Raw genomic sequence first — 16,990 nt, 5'->3', positions numbered from 1 at the left:
CAACCTACCGCATCCGCCCATGTGCACGGAGTGCGTCGAGAGGAAGCGGCCGGTGAGGGCCAACGAGCAGTGAGTGTACGTGGTCTGCGGCCCCCCGTCGAACAGAAAGGGATCCGATGCTCTTGGAAACCCGTGTGCCCGGGCAGTTTCGGGTCTGGAACGATGGGGTTCATGAGCGCTGCTACTCCTCCGACCGAGCGCCGGGTGTCCGCGCGCATCGGCGCGATCTCCGAGTCCGCGACCCTCGCCGTCGACGCCAAGGCCAAGGCCCTCAAGGCCGCCGGGCGCCCGGTGATCGGCTTCGGCGCGGGTGAGCCCGACTTCCCGACGCCGGACTACATCGTCGAAGCGGCCGTCGAGGCCTGCAAGAACCCGAAGTTCCACCGCTACACGCCGGCCGGTGGCCTCCCCGAGCTCAAAGCCGCGATCGCCACGAAGACGCTGCGCGACTCGGGCTACGAGGTCGACGCGTCGCAGATCCTGGTGACCAACGGCGGCAAGCAGGCCATCTACGAAGCGTTTGCCGCGATCCTCGACCCGGGCGACGAGGTCATCGTCCCGGCTCCGTACTGGACGACGTACCCGGAGTCGATCCGTCTCGCCGGCGGTGTCCCGGTCGAGGTCGTCGCCGACGAGACCACCGGCTACCGCGTCTCCGTCGAGCAGCTCGAGGCCGCTCGCACGGAGCGCACGAAGGTCGTGCTCTTCGTCTCGCCGTCGAACCCCACGGGTGCCGTCTACAGCGAGGCCGACGCCGAGGCGATCGGGCGCTGGGCCGTCGAGCACGGCCTGTGGGTCATGACCGACGAGATCTACGAACACCTCGTCTACGGAGACGCGAAGTTCACCTCGCTCCCCGCGATCCTGCCCGAGCTGCGCGACAAGTGCATCGTGGTCAACGGCGTCGCCAAGACGTACGCGATGACCGGCTGGCGCGTGGGGTGGATCATCGGCCCGAAGGACGTGGTCAAGGCCGCGACGAACCTCCAGTCGCACGCCACGTCCAACGTCTCCAACGTCGCGCAGGCCGCCGCGCTCGCGGCCGTCTCCGGTGACCTGGTCGCCGTGGAGAAGATGCGCGAGGCCTTCGACCGGCGCCGCAAGACCATCGTGCGGATGCTCAACGACATCGAGGGCGTCATCTGCCCCGAGCCCGAGGGCGCCTTCTACGCCTACCCCTCGGTGAAGGGCCTCATCGGCAAGGAGATCCGCGGCAAGCGCCCGCAGGACTCCGTCGAGCTGGCCGCGCTGATCCTGGAGGAGGCCGAGGTCGCGGTGGTTCCGGGCGAGGCCTTCGGGACGCCGGGTTACCTGCGCCTCTCGTACGCCCTCGGTGACGAGGACCTCGTCGAGGGCGTCTCGCGGATCCAGAAGCTGCTCGCCGAGGCCCGCGACTGAGGTCGACGCAAGAAAACAGCGCTCCACGCGTGCGTGCGGGCCGTCTCTCCCTTCGGAGAGGCGGCCCGCTTCTTCGTTCGGGAAAGGTCCCGAAGGTGGAAAGCCGCTACCGGGACGCCATGTGCGTACGGCAAGATCCTGGAATGGAGCGTGTACGAGACGTAAGAGAGCTGCCGAAGGCCCATCTGCACCTGCACTTCACCGGGTCGATGCGGCCCACCACCTTGCTGGAGCTCGCCGACAAGTACGGCGTGCGGCTCCCCGAGGCGCTGACCGGCGCCGAGCCGCCGAAGCTGCGCGCCACGGACGAGCGCGGGTGGTTCCGCTTCCAGCGCCTCTACGACGCCGCGCGCTCCTGTCTGCGCGAGCCCGAGGACATCCGGCGTCTGGTGCGCGAGGCCGCGGAGGAGGATCTGCGGGACGGGTCGGGGTGGCTGGAGATCCAGGTCGACCCGACGTCGTACGCGCCGCGCCTGGGAGGCCTCATCCCGGCCCTGGAAATCATCCTGGACGCCGTCGAGAGCGCCTCGCGGGAGACCGGCCTGGGGATGCGCGTCCTCGTCGCCGCGAACCGCATGAAGCACCCTCTGGACGCCCGCACGCTGGCACGGCTCGCCGTGCGGTACGCGGACCGGGGCATCGTCGGCTTCGGGCTCTCCAACGACGAACGCCGGGGCATGGCGCGGGACTTCGACCGCGCCTTCGCCATCGCGCGCGACGGCGGCCTGCTCGCGGCACCGCACGGCGGCGAGCTGACCGGACCCGCGTCGGTGCGGGACTGCCTGGACGACCTGCACGCGGCCCGGATCGGGCACGGGGTGCGGGCCGCCGAGGACCCGCGGCTCCTGAAGCGCCTCGCCGACCGGGGCGTGACCTGCGAGGTGTGCCCGGCGTCGAACGTGGCCCTCGGGGTCTACGAGAAGCCCGAGGACGTGCCGCTGCGGACGCTGTTCGACGCCGGGGTGCCGTTGGCGCTCGGCGCGGACGACCCGCTGCTCTTCGGGGCGCGCCTGGCCGACCAGTACGAGATCGCACGCAGGCACCACGACTTCGACGACGCCGAACTGGCCGAACTCGCGCGGCAGTCGGTGCGCGGCTCGGCCGCGCCCGAGGACGTCCGGGCGAAGTTGCTGGCCGGGGTCGACGAGTGGCTCAGCGACTGATCCCGGCCAGGAGCGTGCGGGCGAGCCCGGCCGCGAACTCCTCGACGGGCTGCGGGGGCCGCTTGCCGACCGTGGCGTCGTAGGCGAACGCCCGCTGGGCACAGGCCCCCATGAGGAGCGAGGCCGCCGCGAAGGTGTCGGCGTCGGGGGCGATCCGGCCGGCGTCCCGCTCGGTGCGGAGATAGGCGTCGAGGGCCTCGATGGGCATGTGGGGGCCGGTGCCCATCTCGCGCATGGAGTCCTCGTGGCGGCGCTTGAGCTTGGTCTCGGCGTACAAGGAGGCCGCGATCGGGAAGCTCTCCGCGTAGAAGTCGCTGGCCAGACGCGCGATCTCGGTGAGGTTCTCCAGGACGTCGCGCTCCCCCGGCTTCTCGACGAGCTCCTTCAGGAGAGGGCCGAGCCGGGGCAGCCTCTCCTTGAGGACGCTCACGAACAGCTCTTCCTTGCTCGCGAAGTGCTTGTACAGCGCTGCTTCGGAGCAGCCTGCCGCCTTGGCGATCTCCTTGGTGGTGGCCCGTGCCAGGCCGCGAGTGAACATCAGTTCGTGGGCCGCGTCGAGGATGCGGGCCCTGGTGGGCTTCTGCTGCATGGGCGTCCAACCGGCTTGACGAAGGGGTGAGTGCTTACTCACTCTAGGGGTGAGTGAATACTTACCCACCTGGAGGGGGCGCGCAATGAGGCTCACAGTGTTCGGTGCGACCGGCGGCGTCGGTCAGGAGATCGTTCGGCAGGCTCTGGCGGCGGGGCACCAGGTCACGGCGGTGGTGCGCGAGCCGGCGCGGCTCACCGTGACGGGGAAGGGCCTCGATGTCTTCCCGGCGGACGTACGGGATCCGGAGGCGCTGCGCGCGGCGGTCGCGGGCCGGGACGCGGTGCTTTCGGGCCTCGGGGCGCGCACGCGCGCGGACACGGGGGTCGTCACGGAGCTGACGCGCTCCGTGGTGCGCGCGATGGACGCGGAGGGCGTGCGGCGGCTCGTGGTCGTCAGCGCGGGCCCGGTGGGTCCGCAGCCGACGGACTCGCCGCTCTTCGACCGCGCCCTGCGGGTCGTGATCGGCATGATCTTCAAGGGCGTGTACGCCGACCTGACCGTCATGGAGGCCGATCTGGCGGGCAGCGCGACGGACTGGACGTCGGTCCGCCCGCCGAGGCTCCTGGACAAGCCCCTCACCGGCACCTACCGGAAGGTCGTGGGCGGCTTCCCGCGCGCGGGACGCACGATCGCGCGCGCGGACGTGGCGCACGCGATGCTCGGGGCGGTCAACGATCCGGCGACCGTGAAGCAGGGAGTCGGCATCGCCGACTGACCCCCCTTGGAGCCCCCTTGGAGCCCCCTTGGAGCCCCCTTGGAGCCCCCTTGGAGCCCCCTTGGAGCCCCCTAAAGGCTGACGCCCACCGTCACCGGTTCGTTGACCAGCGTGACCCCGAAGGCGTCCCGCACCCCGGCGACGACCTCGCGGGCCAGCGCCAGCAGGTCCTCGGTGGTCGCGCCGCCGCGGTTGGTGAGGGCGAGGGTGTGCTTGGTGGAGATGCGGGCCCGGCCCTCTCCGTAGCCCTTGGTGAAGCCCGCCTTGTCGATGAGCCAGGCGGCCGAGGTCTTCACGTGGCCGTCGCCCGTCGGGAAGGCGGGCGGGGTGACGTCAGGGCCGAGGCGGTCCGTCACGCGCGCGTGGAAGGCGGCGAACTCCTCCTCGGTGAGGATCGGGTTGGTGAAGAAGGACCCGGCGGACCAGCTGTCGTGGTCCTCGGGGTCGAGCACCATGCCCTTGCCGGCGCGGAGCTTGAGGACGGTCTCCCTGGCGACCGCGGCCGGGACCCGCTCGCCCGCCTCGACACCGAGCGTGCGCGCCGTCTCGGGGTACTTGAGAGGGGCGCTCATGCCCTGCGCGTCCTCGAGCTCGAAGCGGACCCGCAGGACCACGAAGCGGTCGGGATCGGCCTTGAAGCGGCTGTGGCGGTACGAGAACTCGCACTCGGCGTTCGGAATCGCGACCGTCTCGTGCGTCTTCCGGTCGTACGCGATCACCTCGGTGATCGTCGACGAGACCTCCTGGCCGTACGCCCCCACGTTCTGGATCGGCGTCGCGCCCGCGGATCCGGGGATTCCGGCGAGGCACTCGATGCCCGCGAGGCCGGCCTCGACGGTGCGGGCGACCGCGTCGGTCCAGACCTCGCCGGCCGCCAACTCCAGCTTCGCGCCGTCCAGTTCGAAGCCACGGGTGGCGATGCGCAGGGCGGTGCCGTCGAAGCCCTTGTCGCCGATGACCAGGTTCGAGCCACCGCCGATGAGCAGCAGCGGGGTCCCTGACGCGTCGGCCTCGCGGACGGCGGCGATCACCTCGGCGTCGGTCGTCGCGGTGATCAGACGGGTCGCGGGGCCACCGAGGCGGAAGGTGGTCAGCGGGGCGAGGGGAGCATCGTGGAGTTCCTGCACGTGCTCAAGGGTACGAGAACGACCCCACCGGTCAGGGCGGGGCCGTTCTCCCGCGGTCGCTCAGACGGCGACCAGCGTGTCCTCCGGCTTCGAGGCGGCCTGCTCCGGCGCCCCGGGCGTCGACCGCCGGGACGGGATGCACAGCGCCGCCACCGCCGCGAGGGCCACCGTCGCGGCGCCCACCCACAGCGCGGGCACCAGGCCGTCCACGAAGTTCCGCGCGGGGACATAGCCGCCCTGCGCCGTGAAGATCGAGGACATCACGGCGATGCCGAGGGCGCCGCCGACCTCGCGCAGCGCGTTGTTGGCTCCGGAGGCGATGCCCTGCTCGTGCGGCCGGACGCCGGACATGACCAGGTTGGAGGCCGGCGCGAAGAACAGGGACATCCCGACACCGCTGACGATCAGGGCCGGCAGCTGGGCGGCGTACGAGACGTCGGGCGCCGCCACGACGGCGTACCAGGCAAGGCCGACGGCCTGCAGGAAGAGTCCGGCGGCGACGACCGGGCGGCCGCCGAGCCGGTCGGAGAGGTACCCGGCGAGCGGCGAGACGAGCATCGGCATCCCGGTCCAGGGCAGCATCCGCAGTCCGGCCTCGGTGGGCGAGTAGCCGAGGACACCCTGCATGTACTGGCTGAGCAGGAAGATCGAGCCGAACATCCCGAGGAACATCAACAGGCTCGCGGCGTTGATCCCGGAGAACGCACGACTACGGAAGAGGCGCATCGGAAGGATCGGCGCCTTGTTGTGGATCCCGTGGTGGATGAAACCGCCGAGCAGCGCGGCACCCGCGACCAGGCTGACCAGGACCGTGGCACTGGCCCAGCCGTCGAGGGGCCCGCGCACCAGGGCGTACACGATTCCGAAGAGCCCGCCGCTGGCGAGCAGGGTGCCGGCGATGTCGAGGCGCGCCCCGGGGCCGTACGACTCGGCGAGGCGGAGGCGCGCGAGCGGCAGCAAGGCCACGCCGAGCGGGACGTTCAACCAGAAGATCCACTGCCAGGAGACGTGCTCGGTGAGGCTGCCGCCGATCAGCGGGCCGCCGGCGACCGCCAGGCCGTTGACGGCGCCCCATATGCCGTACGCCATACCGCGCTTGGCGGCGGGCACGGCCGCCGTGAGGAGGGTCAGCGTGAGCGGCATCATGATCGCGGCGCCGACGCCCTGCACCGCGCGGGCGGCGATCAGCGCCTCGATGCCGGGCGCGAGGGCCGCGGCGGCGGAGGCTCCGGTGAAGACCGTGAGGCCCACGGTGAAGAGCTTGCGGCGGCCGAAGCGGTCGCCCAGGGCCGCGCCGAACATCAGCAGCACGGCGAAGGTGAGGGTGTAGGCGCTCACCGTCCATTCGAGGTCGTGCAGCGCTCCTCCGAAGTCCTCGCGGATGGAGGGCAGCGCGGTGGTGACGACGAGATTGTCGAGCGCCGCCATGAACCCGGCGACGCTGGTGATGACGAGGGCCCACACCGCTCCCCCGCGCCGTGCGATCTGCTGTGACACTTGTTTCCCCCTGAGGTTAGTTATTGATGACTAACTTTCATGGGCACAAAAATGCGCCCTGGGTGACACACACTTCTCGCCGCTCGGACTTCACCGCCCGGACCAAGCCTTCAGGCCTGCCTCTCAGGGCATGGCTTCCAAGACATGGCCTTCAAGGCTTGGGCTGCGCCGAGTCGTAGAAGCCGGTCCACACCCGGTGGTCGGACGGGAACCCCATCGACACCAGGACGTTGACCAACATCCCGTACGCCAGGAACTGCGTCGTCTCGTTGACATCCGCCCCCAGCGCGAGGCAGACCGTGTCGTACATCTCCATCCAGGCGGCCCGCAGAGCCGCCCCGAGCTCGTGATCGCCGGTCGCTTCCGCGGCGGTCACGGCGACGTAGATCTGCATCTGCATGAACAGCTTGTCCGGGTCGTCGGCGATGAGCGCCTGATAGGCCCGCCCCATGGCATGCACGGCCTCCTCGGCGTCCAGCCCTTCGGACGCGGCCCTGAAGACCTCCGTGACCTCCTGGCAGCAGCGCTCGGCCGCGGCCAGGAAGATGGCCTGCTTGCCCGGGAAGAGCCGGAAGAGATACGGCTGCGAGACACCCACACGCTTGGCGATCGCCTCGGTGGAGGTGCCCTTGTAGCCGGCGCGGGCGAACTCGACCATCGCCGCGCGGATGACGCTCTCGCGCCGCTCCTCTGCGCTCATCCTGACCATGCGAGAAAGTTAGTGTCCAATCACTAAGTAGTCAAGAGGCTGGACGGCCGCCCACCGGACAGTCACCCCTCGCCCATGCGTAAGGGGCGCCCCGCAATGGAGGACGCCCCTTACCTGCGTCTACGTACTCGCGTTTACGTGCCCGCCAACCGTCAGGCCAGCTGCACGACCGCTCGCGACATGCCGAGCACCTTCTGCTCCGCGCTCCTGGCGAGGAGGTCCACCCGTACGCGGTTGCCGTCCAGCTTGGCCGCGACCTTGGCGCTGACCTCGATGGTGGCGCCCTTGTCGTCGTTGGGGACGACGACGGGCTTGGTGAAGCGCACGCCGTACTCGACGACCGTGCCCGGGTCACCCACCCAGTCGGTCACGACGCGGATCGCCTCGGCCATGGTGAACATGCCGTGCGCGATGACGTCGGGAAGGCCGACCTCGACCGCGAACTTCTCGTTCCAGTGGATCGGGTTGAAGTCACCCGAGGCACCCGCGTACCGCACCAACGTGGCACGCGTCACAGGAAAGCTCTGGGCGGGCAGCTCGGTGCCGACCTCGACGTCCTCGTACGCAATCTTCGCCGTCATCGCCTCACACTTCCTCTGCCGCAGGCTCCGCCGCACGCGCGACGAGCTTGGTCCAGGCCGTCACGACGTGCTCGCCGGCCTCGTCGTGGACCTCGCCGCGGATGTCCAGGACGTCGTTGCCCGCGAGCGACTTGATCGACTCGATGGTCGAGGTGACCGTGAGCCGGTCGCCCGCGCGCACGGGGCGGGTGTAGGCGAACTTCTGGTCGCCGTGCACGACGCGGCTGTAGTCCAGGCCGAGCTGCGGGTCCTCGATGACCTGTCCCGCGGCCTTGAAAGTGATCGCGAACACAAAAGTCGGCGGGGCGATCACATCGGAGTGACCGAGCGCCTTGGCCGCCTCCGTGTCGACGTACGCGGGATTGGCGTCCCCCACCGCCTCGGCGAACTCGCGGATCTTCTCCCTGCCGACCTCATAAGGGTCAGTGGGGGGATAGGAACGTCCCACGAAGGACTGGTCGAGCGCCATGGACTCGGCACCTCCTGCGGTTGGTTTGTAAACGACACGAGGCCGCCCCCAACAAACGGGGACGGCCTCGTGTACGAGCCTGTGTTTAGCGCGTTTCGCGGTGCGCAGTGTGCGCGTTGCAGCGCGGGCAGTGCTTCTTCATCTCAAGACGGTCCGGGTCGTTACGCCGGTTCTTCTTGGTGATGTAGTTCCGCTCCTTGCACTCCACGCAGGCCAGCGTGATCTTCGGGCGGACGTCGGTGGCAGCCACGTGAGTGCTCCTTGACGGACGGATGGACGGATGAACGCAAAAAAGAGTAGCCGATCGAAGGACCGACCCCACAATCGGCTACCAGGAGTAGCGGTGACCGGACTTGAACCGGTGACACAGCGATTATGAGCCGCTTGCTCTACCGACTGAGCTACACCGCTGCGATGCCGGATCTCCCCGCCCGAAGGCGAGGATCACTCGACATCAGAGCCCCAATGCGGAATCGAACCGCAGACCTTCTCCTTACCATGGAGACGCTCTACCGACTGAGCTATTGGGGCGAGCGATGAAGACATTACACGGTTGGTCGCCGATCGCCCAAATCCGTTTCGCCGGGCCCGTCCCGGGGCATCGCGAAGCCCGCCTCAGAGGTCTGTGAACGCCCCATCCGTGCGCTCGCACCACACCGGTACGACTATTGCGCTCCTCCTCGAAGCGGGCCTTTCACCGTCCTAGGCTCGACTCACGCTGCGTGATCTTGACGCCACGAGCGACCGCAGCCGCCGCCGAGCCCCAGGAGCGCGATGCCCGACAGCCACCCGCAGCAGCCCCACTCCTCCGGCTCCTCCGACCCCTCGGGTTCCGACTCCGCGGGCTCCGGGGCCGTGCTCCTCTGCGGCGCGCGGCTCACCGACGGCCGCACCGTGGACGTCCGGCTCGGCGGCGGGCGCATCGAGGCGGTCGGCACGGCCGGCAGCCTGAGCGCCCACGCCGCGCGCGTGGACCTCGGCGGCTACCTCCTCCTGCCGGCGGCCGCGGAGCCGCACGCGCACGGCGACACGGCGCTCTCGGCGGACGCGGCGGGCCCCGTCTCGTACGACGTCCCCGACGTGCAGCGCAGGGCCACGGAGGCGGCTCTGCTGCAGCTCGGGCACGGCGCCACGGCGCTGCGCTCGCACGTGCGGATCGGCGACGTCCAGGGGCTCGGCCCGATGGAGGCGGTGCTGCAGGCGCGGCGTTCGCTGCGGGGCCTGGTCGACCTGACGGCGGTCGCCGTGCCGCGGCTGCTGACCGGCGTCGCGGGTGCCGACGGCCTCGCGATGCTGCGGGACGCGGTGAAAATGGGCGCCTCCGTAGTGGGCGGTTGCCCCGATCTGGACCCCGATCCGACGGGGTACGCGGAGGCGGTCCTGGAGCTCGCCGCGGAGCACGGCTGCCCCGTCGACCTGCACACGGACGGTGACGATCCGGCGCGGCTCGGGCGGCTCGCGGCGATGGCGGGCGGCCTGCGGGCCGGCGTGACGATCGGGCCGTGCGGCGGCCTCGGGCGGCTGCCCAGGGACGTGGCCTCGCGCACCGTCGACCAGCTCGCGGCGGCGGGCGTGACGGTGGTCTGTCTGCCGCAGGGCGGGTGCGGGAGCGCGGAGCGGCGCGGGGTGGCCCCCGTGCGGTTGTTGCGGGCGGCGGGGGTGCGGGTCGCCGCGGGCAGCGGTGCCATGCGGGACGTGTCGAACCCGGTGGGGCGCGGGGATCCGCTGGAGGCCGCGTACCTGCTGGCCTCGCGGTGTGGGCTGCGGCCCGAGGACGCCTACGGCGCGGTGAGCGGGGCGGCGCGGGCGGCCATGGGGCTGCCCGAGGTGCGGGTCGAGGCGGGCTTCCCCGCGGAACTCCTCGCGGTGCGCGGCGACCGGCTCGCGGGGGCGCTGTCGCTGGCGTACAGCCGGATCGTGGTGCATCGGGGGCGCGTTGTGGCGCGGACCAGCGCGGTGCGCGAGTACTGCGACTCCGCCGCGGCGGTGGCACTGGACCTGCCGCGGCAGGGGCGGTCGACGGGGGCTGCTCCGGGGCGCTCGAAGGACGACGAGGCGTCGTCCTGAGCTCCTGAGGACGGCGGCGGGAGGCGGGGGGTCGGGCAGGCTGTGGCGGGGCCGGTGTCTTCGCCGGAGTACGCGCGCGTGCCCCGTCACCGATTCAGTCCCCCTGACTGATCTCAACCCGCTGCCCGGCTCCGGCTCCGCTGCCTGAATCCGGGCCTCCACGCGCGCGTGGAGCGCTCGCGTCCGCACTGCCGTACGGTCGGGAGTATGCGCATTGTCATCGCTGGGGGTCATGGTCAGATCGCGCTGCGGCTGGAGCGTCTGCTCGCCGCGCGCGGTGACGAAGTCGCCGGGCTGATCCGCAACGCCGGGCAGGCGGACGATCTGCGCGCGGCCGGTGCCGAACCGGTGCTGTGCGACCTGGAGTCCGCGTCGGTCGACGAGGTCGCCGGGCATCTGCGCGGCGCCGACGCGGCCGTCTTCGCGGCGGGCGCGGGACCGGGCAGCGGCGCCGAACGCAAGAACACCGTGGACCGCGGCGCGGCCGTGCTCTTCGCGGACGCGGCGGAGCGGGCCGGGGTGCGGCGCTATGTCGTCGTGTCGTCGATGGGCGCCGATCCGGGGCACCAGGGCGACGAGATCTTCGACGCGTATCTGCGGGCCAAGGGCGAGGCGGACGCGGACGTACGCGCGCGTGCCGCCCTGGACTGGACGATCCTGCGCCCCGGGATGCTGACGGACGACGCGGGCACCGGTCTCGTGCGTCTGGAGGCGTCGACCGGGCGCGGGCCGATCCCGCGGGACGACGTCGCCGCGGTGCTCGCTGAACTCCTGGAGACGTCGGCGACGGCCGGTCTGACGCTGGAGCTGGTCAGCGGGTCCGTGCCGGTGTCGGTGGCGGTCAAGTCGGTTGCGGGCAACTGAGATCCGCGGATCGGGCCACGGGGTGGGCCGCGGTGCGGAGAGCCGCGGCTGAAGGCCGCCGCTGAGGGCCGCTCAGAACAGCGGGAGCTGTCCGGGGCACTCCGGGACCACGTAGCCGTCCAGAGCGGGCTGTGCGGCGCCCAGCTGGGCCTGCCTGCGGGAGCCGGGGCAGGAGATCAGGTCGCCGGTGCCGCGCGGGCCCGGTGGGTCGTGGCGGGCGAACCGTCCGCCGACGACGGCGATCTCGCGGCGGCACTCCGGGCAGTTTCTGCGACGCGTGGACATGGGCCCATTTTGTGCCCAGTGACCCGCGAACACATACGAGAACACATACGAAAAGACCCTCCCCGTCTTGCGTTTCCGCAAGTCGGAGAGGGTCTCCTTCGTGTGGCGGCGCCAGGATTCGAACCTGGGAAGGCTGAGCCGGCAGATTTACAGTCTGCTCCCTTTGGCCGCTCGGGCACACCGCCGGGTTTGCTGCCTGGCCCCGCTTTCGCGGCGCTCCGTGGCAACGACGTAAACGATACCTGATGCACAGGGGTGCTTCGCCACCCGATTGATCGGCACCCCGCGCGGGGCCGGTGGCTAGGCTTTGCGGATGCGGCCAGCGTCAGTCGGCCGTGTATCCGCTGAGTACGCATACCCCGATACAAGGAGCCACAGGACATGGCCGACTCCAGTTTCGACATCGTCTCGAAGGTCGAGCGGCAGGAGGTCGACAACGCCCTCAACCAGGCCGCCAAGGAGATCTCGCAGCGCTACGACTTCAAGGGCACGGGTGCCTCGATCTCGTGGTCCGGCGAGAAGATCCTGATGGAGGCGAGCGGCGAGGAGCGGGTCAAGGCGATCCTCGATGTCTTCCAGTCCAAGCTGGTCAAGCGCGGCATCTCGCTGAAGGCGCTGGACGCGGGCGAGCCGCAGCTGTCCGGCAAGGAGTACAAGATCTTCGCCTCGATCGAGGAGGGCATCTCCCAGGAGAACGCGAAGAAGGTCGCGAAGATCATCCGCGATGAGGGCCCCAAGGGCGTCAAGGCGCAGGTCCAGGGCGACGAGCTGCGGGTCAGCTCGAAGAGCCGGGACGACCTGCAGGCCGTACAGGCACTGCTCAAGGGGCAGGACTTCGACTTCGCGCTGCAGTTCGTGAACTACCGGTAAGTCCCGGTCGGCCTGCGGCCCGGTGCCGACCGGCCGTTCGCAGGCGTACGACGACGAAGGGCGGGCACCCCACTCGGGGTGCCCGCCCTTGCTGCTGGCCGCAGTTCGGGGGAGCGGCGCCTCAGCGGCGCGAGTGGCCGAAGAGGATGCGGTAGGCGACCAGCAGGACGAGGGAGCCGCCGATGGCGGCGGCCCAGGTGGCTCCGTCGTAGAAGTCGTCGGCGATCGGGCGGTCGAGGTAGCGGGCGGATATCCAGCCGCCGATGAAGGCGCCCGCGATACCGATGACGGTCGTACCGATGAAGCCGCCCGGGTCACGGCCGGGCAGCAGCAGTTTGGCGACGGCTCCGGCCAGCAGCCCCAGAACGATCCAGCTGATGATGCCCATACGGTGACCCGGCCTTTCTCGCGCGGTGAGCTTTTGTGCGCTGTTGTCCTGGAGGACGTCTCTACGGAGTGACGCGGTTGCGGTGATCCGTAAGGTGCGGCGTATGACACAACGTGTGGAACTCCGGCGGACGCTCGGGGTCTTCGATGCGGTGATGATCGGCCTCGGGGCGATGGTGGGGGCGGGGATCTTCGCGGCGCTCGGTCCCGCGGCGCGGGCCGGGGGCTCGGGGCTGCTGATCGGCCTCGCGGTCGCCGGCGTGGTCGCGTACTGCAACGCGACGGCTTCGGCGCGGCTCGCGGCGCGGTATCCGGCCTCGGGCGGCACCTATGTCTACGGGCGGGAGCGGCTCGGGGAGTTCTGGGGGTATCTGGCGGGCTGGGCGTTCGTCGTCGGCAAGACCGCCTCGTGCGCCGCGATGGGACTGACCGTCGGGGCGTACGTCTGGCCGGGGCAGGCGCACGCGGTGGCGGTCGGGGCCGTGGTGCTGCTGACTGCCGTGAATTACCTGGGTGTTCAGAAGTCGGCGTGGCTGACGCGCGGGATCGTGGCGGTGGTCCTTGCCGTGCTGGCGGCGGTCGTGACCGTCTGTCTCGGGTCGGGGGCGTCCGACGCCGGGCGTCTGGACGTGGGGCTCTCGGGCGGCGTCGGTGGGGTGCTGCAGGCCGCCGGGCTGCTGTTCTTCGCCTTCGCCGGGTACGCGCGGATCGCGACGCTGGGCGAGGAGGTGCGGGATCCGGCGCGCACGATTCCGCGGGCGGTCCCGCTGGCGTTGGGCATCGCGCTGTGCGTGTACGTGGCCGTCGCGGTGGCCGCGCTGTCCGTGCTGGGGGCCGATGGGCTCGCCGGGGCGACGGCTCCGCTGGCCGACGCGGTGCGCGCGGCGGGGGCTCCGGAGCTCGTGCCGGTGGTGCGGGTGGGCGCGGCGGTGGCGGCGCTGGGCTCGCTGCTCGCGCTGATCCTGGGTGTCTCCCGGACCACGCTGGCCATGGCGCGGGACGGGCATCTGCCGGGGGTCCTCGCGGCCGTGCATCCGCGCTTCCGGGTGCCGCATCGGGCAGAGGTCGCCGTCGGAGCCGTGGTCGCGGTGGCGGCGGCGACGGTGGACGTGCGTGGGGCGATCGGCTTCTCCTCCTTCGGGGTGCTCGTGTACTACGCGGTCGCCAACGCCTCTGCGTGGACGCTGAGTTCGTCGCCCTTCGCGCGCGCCCTGCCGTTGGTGGGCGGTGTCGGGTGCGTGACGCTGGCGTTCTCCTTGCCGGTGTCCTCGGTGCTGGCCGGTGCGCTGGTGCTGGCGGTGGGGGCCGCGGCGTACGGGGTGCGGAGGCGGCGCTGACGGCTTCGGCGAGGCCTCCGGAGCGTGCTCACGCGTGCGTGCGGTCGTCCTGCCACGTCGGCAGGTCCACGCCGTCGTTGTCCTCCTCGTACCACCCCGTGCCGTCGAGCCACGACGTGAGCCAGGCCGTGAGGGACGGGGAGTCGACGAACCAGGCGCGGCGCGGGTCGCCGCCGTTGGGCTCGAAGAGCAGGACCTGGGCCGTGTCGGCGCGGCAGTCCACGCACGCGTACATGGCGCAGCCCCAGTGGGAGATCGGCAGCACGCCTTCGGGCCAGCCCCAGTCGGAGCCGCGCATCGCGAGGTACTTCTCGACGACGGCCGGCTCGCCTCCGGACGACTTGCCTTCGAGCAGGGGCAACAAGCCGTACTCCGGGCCGAATCCGCCGTCTCCTATGCGGGTGTAGAGCGCGGCGAGCAGCGGCGGCAGGCGGAAGCCCAGGGCGGCCTCGGCCCGGGCCAGGGTGTCCTCGTCCGCGGGGGCGGGCAGGGAGTCCCAGCCCCAGGGGCGGGTGGCGCGCGCCTCGGCGGCCACGCGGGCCAGCAACTGCTCGGTCTCGGTCATGAGTTCATGGTGGACCACGGCACTGACAATCCCCCGCGCCCTCCCCCGCCCGCTCGCCCGTCAGGCCAGGACGACCTCGACGTCCATCAGTACGAGGAAGTCGACCAGTTCCTCGAAGGACGGCGGGCGGTGGTCCGTGCGGGGCGTGACGCCGAGACAGGTCCGTGCGGTGTGTGCGTCGTGCCAGACGAGGGTGAAGGGCGGCCGTGCGCCAGGGCCTTCGCTCAGGCAGCGGGAGAGGGTGCCCACGTTCCGCCCGAAGTACCCTCCTGGACCGTTCATCGCCTCGCCGAGCGCGCAGTAGAAGGCGGGTTCGTCGGTGATGTGGCGGCCGTCCAGGTGGTACGTGGCTCCCTGTCCGGTGTCCGGCACGGGGTTCGGTCCGGAGATCGGTCCGGAGGTCGGTTCGGAGATCGGTCCGTGTCGGCTCGACGTCTCCTGGGCGACGGCCAGCCAGTGGGCCCGGCCTTCCGTGCCGTGGCGCGCCCAGAGGTTGGGTTCGGTGGGGCGGCCGCGCCACCAGACGTCCCAGACCTCTCCGGCGGCGCGCGGCGGCCGTACCGTCCACGGGTCGAGTGCCAGGTCGACGAGGCCGCGCCCGCGCGCGGACGGGATCCAGGCGACGACCTCGCCCTCCACGGCGTGCTGCAGCGTCTGGCCCCGCCGGCCGAGGCGCAGGACCCTGCCGTGCCCGAGGTCTCCCTTGCCGGCCGCCAGCGCGTCCTTCAGGGCCCCGCGGGGCGAGCAGCCGAGCAGACGCACGGGAGGCTCCGCGAGCTCCTCCGGCGCGCCGTCACGCCCCTCAAGGGTGCTTGCCGCGCCGGGCGGTTGGTCGGCGAAGAGGTGCTCCGCGTCCGCGCACAGGGCCCAGATCTCGTCGTACGGGGACGCGTCGGGGTCGTACGCCGCGAGGGCGTACCTCGGCGGCTGCACCGGAGTGCGCCCGCTCTAGTAGCGCGCGGCGAACGGCTGGTCCGTGCGGACGATCTCGCGGCCCAGGGGCAGCAAGGAGACCGGGATCAGCTTGAAGTTGGCGACCCCCAGCGGGATGCCGATGATCGTGACACACAGGAGGAAGCCCGTGACGATGTGGCCGATCGCGAGCCACCAGCCCGCGAGGACCAGCCACAGGACGTTGCCCACGCAGGAGGGCGCGCCCGCGTCGCGGCGCTCCACCGTCGTGTAGCCGAAGGGCCACAGGGCATAGCGGCCGATGCGGAAGCTGGCCAGGCCGAACGGGATGCCGATGATCGTGATGCAGAGCAGCACGCCCGCGAGGAGGTAGCCCAGGAACATCCAGAATCCGCAGAGGACGAGCCATATGACGTTGAGGATTGTCTTCACTGCTGGCGACCTGCCATCTGCTCGAGTCGGGCGATGCGCTCCGCCATCGGCGGATGCGTGGAGAACATCTTGGACATGCCCTGCCCCGGGCGGAAGGGGTTCGCGATCATCATGTGACTCGCCGTCTCGAGACGGGGCTCGGGCGGGAGCGGCAACTGCTTTGTCCCTGCGTCGAGTTTACGCAGGGCGCTCGCGAGGGCGAGCGGGTCACCGGTGAGCTGCGCACCGGACGCGTCGGCCTCGTACTCCCTGGAGCGGCTGATGGCGAGCTGGATGATGGAGGCCGCCAGCGGGCCGAGCAGCATGATCAGGAGCATCCCGAAGATGCCGGGGCCGTCGTTGTCGTTCGACCGGCCGACCGGGATCAGCCAGGCGAAGTTGACCAGGAACATGATCACGGAGGCGAGGGCACCCGCCACCGAGGAGATCAGGATGTCGCGGTTGTAGACGTGGCTGAGCTCGTGGCCGATGACGCCGCGCAGCTCGCGCTCGTCGAGGATCCGCAGGATGCCGTCCGTGCAGCACACGGCCGCGTTGCGCGGATTGCGGCCCGTGGCGAACGCGTTCGGTGCCTCGGTCGGTGAGATGTACAGACGGGGCATGGGCTGGCGGGCCTGGGTGGAGAGCTCGCGGACCATGCGGTAGAGCTCGGGGGCCTCGAATTCGCTCACAGGGCGGGCACGCATGGCGCGCAGGGCCAGCTTGTCGCTGTTCCAGTACGCGTACGCATTGGTGCCGATCGCCACGAAGAGCGCGACGACCAGGCCCGTACGCCCGAAGAAACTGCCGATCACGAGGATGAGCGCGGACAGTCCCCCGAGGAGTACGGCAGTCTTCAAACCGTTGTGCCGGCGGTGCACGGTACGCCCTCCTGGTGGTGCGTGGGGGAACCCTCTGCTGACTGGTGCTTCCACTGTTCAGTGGACCCTCCCGTACTGGTCAACGCCAGGCGGGGAGCACTAGTTCCCTTGTGCACGCAGGAGCGGTGTAGGCCGCGCGAGTGACGGCCCGCGGGCCGCG

General features: G+C 71.0%; 19 protein-coding genes, 3 tRNA genes and 1 pseudogene. 7 read left to right on the top strand and 16 right to left on the bottom strand.

The genetic code is table 11. The features are described 5' to 3' along the window. Window positions 1–171 precede the first annotated feature (171 nt). Together ACZ4D5_RS17410 and ACZ4D5_RS17405 are read left to right on the top strand one after the other, a co-directional pair. Window positions 172–1,398, top strand: coding sequence for a pyridoxal phosphate-dependent aminotransferase (locus tag ACZ4D5_RS17410; protein ID WP_467773245.1), 1,227 nt, complete (start codon window positions 172–174; stop codon window positions 1,396–1,398). A gap of 143 nt (window positions 1,399–1,541) precedes the next feature. Then, a complete protein-coding gene (locus tag ACZ4D5_RS17405; protein WP_467773244.1) occupies window positions 1,542–2,561 on the top strand; it encodes an adenosine deaminase in 1,020 nt (339 codons plus the stop codon). Here the strand turns inward: ACZ4D5_RS17405 and ACZ4D5_RS17400 are convergent. Beyond that, window positions 2,551–3,150, bottom strand: coding sequence for a TetR/AcrR family transcriptional regulator (locus ACZ4D5_RS17400; protein WP_467773243.1), 600 nt, complete (start codon window positions 3,148–3,150; stop codon window positions 2,551–2,553). The genes ACZ4D5_RS17405 and ACZ4D5_RS17400 overlap by 11 nt on opposite strands. A gap of 85 nt (window positions 3,151–3,235) precedes the next feature. Between ACZ4D5_RS17400 and ACZ4D5_RS17395 the strand changes: the two genes are divergently transcribed. Beyond that, the gene (locus ACZ4D5_RS17395) at window positions 3,236–3,868 is read left to right on the top strand and encodes an NAD(P)-dependent oxidoreductase (RefSeq protein ID WP_467773242.1); all 633 of its coding nucleotides are present in this window, start codon (window positions 3,236–3,238) and stop codon (window positions 3,866–3,868) included. A gap of 71 nt (window positions 3,869–3,939) precedes the next feature. Here the strand turns inward: ACZ4D5_RS17395 and ACZ4D5_RS17390 are convergent. From ACZ4D5_RS17390 to ACZ4D5_RS17355, 8 genes and pseudogenes are all read right to left on the bottom strand, one after another. After that, window positions 3,940–5,013 (bottom strand): annotated as a pseudogene (locus ACZ4D5_RS17390) (UDP-N-acetylmuramate dehydrogenase); the annotation flags it as partial. Between the two features lie 42 nt (window positions 5,014–5,055). Continuing rightward, window positions 5,056–6,492, bottom strand: a complete 1,437-nt coding sequence (locus ACZ4D5_RS17385) for a DHA2 family efflux MFS transporter permease subunit (protein ID WP_467773241.1) — start codon at window positions 6,490–6,492, stop codon at window positions 5,056–5,058. 151 nt (window positions 6,493–6,643) lie between these two features. Beyond that, window positions 6,644–7,201: a TetR/AcrR family transcriptional regulator gene (locus tag ACZ4D5_RS17380; RefSeq protein ID WP_467773240.1), complete on the bottom strand. Its 558-nt coding sequence runs from the start codon at window positions 7,199–7,201 to the stop codon at window positions 6,644–6,646. A gap of 152 nt (window positions 7,202–7,353) precedes the next feature. Continuing rightward, complete coding sequence (locus tag ACZ4D5_RS17375; RefSeq protein ID WP_467773239.1) at window positions 7,354–7,782, bottom strand: MaoC family dehydratase; 429 nt, start codon at window positions 7,780–7,782, stop codon at window positions 7,354–7,356. 4 nt (window positions 7,783–7,786) lie between these two features. Beyond that, window positions 7,787–8,251: an FAS1-like dehydratase domain-containing protein gene (locus ACZ4D5_RS17370; protein WP_467773238.1), complete on the bottom strand. Its 465-nt coding sequence runs from the start codon at window positions 8,249–8,251 to the stop codon at window positions 7,787–7,789. 85 nt (window positions 8,252–8,336) lie between these two features. Further along, a complete protein-coding gene (rpmG, locus tag ACZ4D5_RS17365; protein ID WP_004571794.1) occupies window positions 8,337–8,501 on the bottom strand; it encodes a 50S ribosomal protein L33 in 165 nt (54 codons plus the stop codon). 88 nt (window positions 8,502–8,589) lie between these two features. Further along, window positions 8,590–8,662 (bottom strand) — tRNA-Met (locus ACZ4D5_RS17360). A 47-nt stretch (window positions 8,663–8,709) separates the two neighbouring features. After that, window positions 8,710–8,782: transfer RNA gene (locus tag ACZ4D5_RS17355), tRNA-Thr, on the bottom strand. 243 nt (window positions 8,783–9,025) lie between these two features. Here ACZ4D5_RS17355 and ACZ4D5_RS17350 point away from each other — a divergent pair. Together ACZ4D5_RS17350 and ACZ4D5_RS17345 are read left to right on the top strand one after the other, a co-directional pair. Beyond that, window positions 9,026–10,318 (top strand): amidohydrolase family protein, encoded by a 1,293-nt coding sequence (locus ACZ4D5_RS17350; protein WP_467773237.1) that lies wholly within the window; start codon window positions 9,026–9,028, stop codon window positions 10,316–10,318. Between the two features lie 207 nt (window positions 10,319–10,525). Further along, on the top strand, window positions 10,526–11,182 hold the full coding sequence (locus tag ACZ4D5_RS17345) for an NAD(P)H-binding protein (protein WP_467773236.1): 657 nt from the start codon (window positions 10,526–10,528) through the stop codon (window positions 11,180–11,182). Between the two features lie 72 nt (window positions 11,183–11,254). Here ACZ4D5_RS17345 and ACZ4D5_RS17340 read toward each other — a convergent pair whose 3' ends face one another. Together ACZ4D5_RS17340 and ACZ4D5_RS17335 are read right to left on the bottom strand one after the other, a co-directional pair. Next, the gene (locus tag ACZ4D5_RS17340) at window positions 11,255–11,467 is read right to left on the bottom strand and encodes a hypothetical protein (protein ID WP_362332675.1); all 213 of its coding nucleotides are present in this window, start codon (window positions 11,465–11,467) and stop codon (window positions 11,255–11,257) included. Between the two features lie 103 nt (window positions 11,468–11,570). Further along, window positions 11,571–11,652, bottom strand: a tRNA-Tyr gene (locus ACZ4D5_RS17335). Between the two features lie 196 nt (window positions 11,653–11,848). Here ACZ4D5_RS17335 and ACZ4D5_RS17330 point away from each other — a divergent pair. Then, window positions 11,849–12,337, top strand: a complete 489-nt coding sequence (locus ACZ4D5_RS17330; protein WP_223776178.1) for a YajQ family cyclic di-GMP-binding protein — start codon at window positions 11,849–11,851, stop codon at window positions 12,335–12,337. 121 nt (window positions 12,338–12,458) lie between these two features. Here ACZ4D5_RS17330 and ACZ4D5_RS17325 read toward each other — a convergent pair whose 3' ends face one another. Further along, window positions 12,459–12,725, bottom strand: a complete 267-nt coding sequence (locus tag ACZ4D5_RS17325; RefSeq protein ID WP_467773235.1) for a GlsB/YeaQ/YmgE family stress response membrane protein — start codon at window positions 12,723–12,725, stop codon at window positions 12,459–12,461. A gap of 103 nt (window positions 12,726–12,828) precedes the next feature. On the opposite strand from ACZ4D5_RS17325, the gene ACZ4D5_RS17320 reads away from it, so the two are divergent. After that, the gene (locus ACZ4D5_RS17320; RefSeq protein WP_467773234.1) at window positions 12,829–14,061 is read left to right on the top strand and encodes an APC family permease; all 1,233 of its coding nucleotides are present in this window, start codon (window positions 12,829–12,831) and stop codon (window positions 14,059–14,061) included. A 28-nt stretch (window positions 14,062–14,089) separates the two neighbouring features. Here the strand turns inward: ACZ4D5_RS17320 and ACZ4D5_RS17315 are convergent, their stop codons facing one another. Genes ACZ4D5_RS17315 through htpX form a run of 4 tightly spaced genes read right to left on the bottom strand, consistent with a single transcriptional unit; the run spans window position 14,090 to window position 16,830 of the window. Further along, window positions 14,090–14,626 carry an SMI1/KNR4 family protein gene (locus ACZ4D5_RS17315; protein ID WP_467773233.1) on the bottom strand — a complete coding sequence of 179 codons (537 nt, stop codon included), beginning with the start codon at window positions 14,624–14,626 and terminating at the stop codon, window positions 14,090–14,092. Between the two features lie 60 nt (window positions 14,627–14,686). Further along, the gene (locus tag ACZ4D5_RS17310) at window positions 14,687–15,559 is read right to left on the bottom strand and encodes a barstar family protein (protein WP_467773232.1); all 873 of its coding nucleotides are present in this window, start codon (window positions 15,557–15,559) and stop codon (window positions 14,687–14,689) included. A gap of 15 nt (window positions 15,560–15,574) precedes the next feature. After that, complete coding sequence (locus tag ACZ4D5_RS17305; RefSeq protein WP_467773231.1) at window positions 15,575–15,970, bottom strand: YccF domain-containing protein; 396 nt, start codon at window positions 15,968–15,970, stop codon at window positions 15,575–15,577. After that, window positions 15,967–16,830, bottom strand: coding sequence for a zinc metalloprotease HtpX (gene htpX, locus ACZ4D5_RS17300; protein ID WP_467773230.1), 864 nt, complete (start codon window positions 16,828–16,830; stop codon window positions 15,967–15,969). The genes ACZ4D5_RS17305 and htpX overlap by 4 nt, the downstream gene beginning before the upstream one ends. Between the last annotated feature and the right edge of the window lie 160 nt (window positions 16,831–16,990).

The organism is Streptomyces sp. NPDC025651 (assembly GCF_055558735.1).
The sequence above is the reverse complement of the archived record's forward strand: the minus strand, read 5'-3'. Positions and strand labels throughout refer to the sequence as shown.